General features: G+C 58.7%; 5 protein-coding genes. All 5 read right to left on the bottom strand.

The genetic code is table 11. The annotated features are described in order from the left end of the window. Window positions 1-590: lipid-A-disaccharide synthase (locus tag B3V69_RS04285; RefSeq protein ID WP_414707462.1), on the bottom strand; the 590-nt coding region annotated here is incomplete at its 3' end. A 13-nt stretch (window positions 591-603) separates the two neighbouring features. Next, entirely contained in the window at window positions 604-1,398 is a 795-nt protein-coding gene (gene lpxA, locus B3V69_RS04280) for an acyl-ACP--UDP-N-acetylglucosamine O-acyltransferase (RefSeq protein ID WP_296444123.1), read from the bottom strand. Window positions 1,399-1,408: 10 nt separating this feature from the next. After that, on the bottom strand, window positions 1,409-1,849 hold the full coding sequence (gene fabZ / locus B3V69_RS04275; protein ID WP_296444121.1) for a 3-hydroxyacyl-ACP dehydratase FabZ: 441 nt from the start codon (window positions 1,847-1,849) through the stop codon (window positions 1,409-1,411). A 66-nt stretch (window positions 1,850-1,915) separates the two neighbouring features. Further along, entirely contained in the window at window positions 1,916-2,890 is a 975-nt protein-coding gene (gene lpxD / locus B3V69_RS04270; RefSeq protein ID WP_296444119.1) for a UDP-3-O-(3-hydroxymyristoyl)glucosamine N-acyltransferase, read from the bottom strand. Between the two features lie 22 nt (window positions 2,891-2,912). After that, the coding region (locus B3V69_RS04265) for an OmpH family outer membrane protein (protein ID WP_296444117.1) at window positions 2,913-3,113 on the bottom strand (201 nt) is incomplete at its 5' end.

Below are 3,113 nucleotides of genomic sequence, written 5' to 3'. Positions count from 1 at the left end.
TGAATTTCGGATTTACGGCTTCCGGGCAAGAGGGCGACCACCTGGTCTGTCTCAGCCAGGCCCAACGCGGCCCGCGCCGCCGATCGATCCGGCACCATGGGAATGACATTGGCCAGCGGATGACCGACGTAGGTCGCGGCGATGCCGTGCTGCGCCAGCAAGGCGGGCTCGAACGGAAAGATGCACAGCACGTGGTCCACGCTGCGTCGGATTTTCTCGACCCGCTCAGGGCGCCAGGCCCAGACCGAGGGCGACACAAAGTGCACGGTCTTGATACCCTGCGCCTTGAGCGCGGCTTCCAGGTCGAGGTTGAAATCCGGTGCATCGATGCCGATGAACAGATCTGGGCGCTGCTGCAACAGCCGGACTTTAAGTTGCTCGCGGATGCCCACGATCTCGCGGTAGCGGCGCAACACCTCCCAGCCATAGCCGTGCACTGCCAATTTGTCATGCGGCCACCACGCCTCGAAGCCGCGACGCGCCATCTGGGGGCCACCAATACCCGCTGCTGTCATAGAAGGCCAGCACTCGCGCAGGCCATCCAACAACAATCCTGCCAGCAAATCACCCGAGGTTTCCCCGGCCACCATGCCGAACTTCATCTCAACGCACGATGCCGCGCTGGGGTGAGGCTTGCTCCAAAAACGAGAGCATCATTTCCACATCCGGTAAGGACTCAGGGCTTGTTTGAGCCAATGTTGCGATGCGCTCACGGGCTGCCTGCAGCGTCAGGTCATCGCGGTACAAGGCTTTGTGCATGGCTTTGACGGCAGACACGCGTTCTGGAGAAAAACCACGTCGGCGCAGTCCTTCAAAGTTCATGGAACGGGCTTGTGCCGGCTGGCCCTGGCACATGACGAAGGGTGGCAGATCGGCCAACACCACCGATCCAATGGCGGTCATGCTGTGGGCACCGACCCGCACAAATTGGTGAACCCCCGTAAAACCGCCCAGAATCACCCAGTCCCCCACATGCACATGGCCCGCCAGCTGGGAGTTGTTGGCGAAAATGGTGTGGTTGCCGACGATGCAGTCATGAGCGAGATGCACGTAGGCCATGAGCCAGTTGTCGTCGCCCACCCGTGTGACGCCCGCGTCCCCGGGTGAGCCGATGTTGAAAGTACAAAACTCACGAATCGTATTGCGGTTCCCAATGATCAATTCACAAGGCTCGCCGGCGTACTTTTTATCTTGTGGAATGGCACCCAGAGAATTGAATTGGAAAATGCGGTTGTCGCGCCCGATGGTGGTGTGCCCTTCCAGCACACAATGCGGACCGATGGTGGTACCGGCACCGACCTTGACGTGAGGACCAATGAGGGTGTACGGACCCACTGTCACCGAGCTGTCGAGCTCGGCCCCGGAATCAACAATGGCCGTGGCATGAATCGCTGTCACTCTGAGAACCTCACTTGATGGCGCGCATGGCGCAAGTCAACTCGGCTTCCACGGCGAGCTCGTCAGCCACCAGGGCGCGCGCCTTGAACTTGAAAATTCCGGCTTTCATACGCAGCAACTCAACCTCCAGAATCAGCTGGTCCCCCGGCCCCACCGGGCGCTTGAAGCGGGCCCCGTCAATGCCGGCGAAATAGTAGAGCATTTCGTCGCTCGGAGACGCCCCCATCGCATCAAAGGCCAGCAGGGCCGCAGCTTGCGCCAGGGCTTCAATCATCATGACGCCTGGCATGACCGGATAGTGCGGGAAATGCCCCTCAAAAAACGGCTCGTTGATCGTGACATTCTTCAGCGCCTTGATGCTTTTCCCTTTGTCAATGGACAATACCCGGTCCACCAACAGGAACGGGTAGCGGTGCGGCAGCTGCTTGAGAATTTTGTGGATGTCCATCATGGTTTTTCTAGTTAGTTGGGGACAGCGCTTGCTCACATCGTGTAGTACGGACTGTCCCACGAGGTTTCATTTTTTAAATTTATCTTCCAGCGCCCGGATGCGATCACGCAAGCTGTGCAGCTGTTTGACCGAGGCCGCGTTCTTTTCCCAGGCGGCATTGTCGTCAATGGGGAACAAACCGGTGTAATGCCCCGGTTTGCGAATGGACCGGGTCACGACGCTCGCCGCGGAGATATTGACGTGATCGGCCAGCGCGAGATGCCCGAGCACAATCGCACCACCACCAATGGTGCAATGGGCGCCGATGACGGCGCTGCCCGCCACGCCCACACAACCCGCCATGGCCGTGTGTTTTCCCACTCGGACGTTGTGGCCGATCTGTATCAGGTTGTCGAGCTTCACGCCATCGTCGATGACCGTGTCTTGCAAGGCGCCGCGGTCGATGCAGGTATTGGCGCCAATTTCAACATCGTTGCCGATCCGAACGGCGCCCAATTGTTCGATTTTTTCCCAGGCACCGGCATTGGGCGCAAAGCCAAAACCATCGGCACCGATGACGACCCCCGAATGCACAATGCAACGCTCACCGAGAACACAATTCTCACCCACGGTCACCCGGGACTTGAGCTCGGTATCGGCGCCGATGCGGGCTCCCCGCTCAATCACGCACAGGGCGCCAATGCGGGCCAGTGGATGAACAAAGGCCTCTGGATCAATCACCGCGCTGGGGTGCACCTGCGGCCGTACGGCCTGTGGAAGACTTTTTTTCCAGAGCTGTGTGACACGGGCGAAATACAGATAGGGCTGCTCAGACACGATGCAGGCCCCGCGCGACAGTGCGATGTCGCGCATCTGCGGACTCACGATCACGCAGGCCGCCCTGGACGCCGCCAGTTGACTCTGGTACTTGGGATGGCTGAGAAAACTTAAGTGCTGAGGGCTCGCCGTTTCAAGGGGAGACAGCCCCTCGATCGCGAGGGTGGCATCACCATGCAACTCGCCCCCGAGAACCTCAACAATTGAACCTAGACTTAAGCTCACACGTCACAAGCCTTGGGCGCGCTTATTTGACGCTACCCGAATTCAAGACCTTGATGACTTTGTCGGTGATGTCATGTTTTGGATTGACATAAACCGCTTCTTGAAGAACCAGGTCATATTTTTCGGCTTCAGCGACCTGCTTGACAACCTTGTTGGCACGCTCAAGCACTTGCTGCAGCTCCTCATTTTTCCTGGAATTGAGATCTTCCTGAAATTCGCGGCG

Source organism: Rhodoferax sp. UBA5149 (genome assembly GCF_002413825.1).
Lineage (GTDB): Bacteria > Pseudomonadota > Gammaproteobacteria > Burkholderiales > Burkholderiaceae_C > Rhodoferax.
The sequence above is the reverse complement of the archived record's forward strand: the minus strand, read 5'-3'. Positions and strand labels throughout refer to the sequence as shown.

Coding starts and splice junctions, on each gene's coding strand:
- fabZ (WP_296444121.1), bottom strand. CDS start 1,849: ATGATGGACATCCACAAAATTCTCAAGCAGCTGCCGCACCGCTACCCG.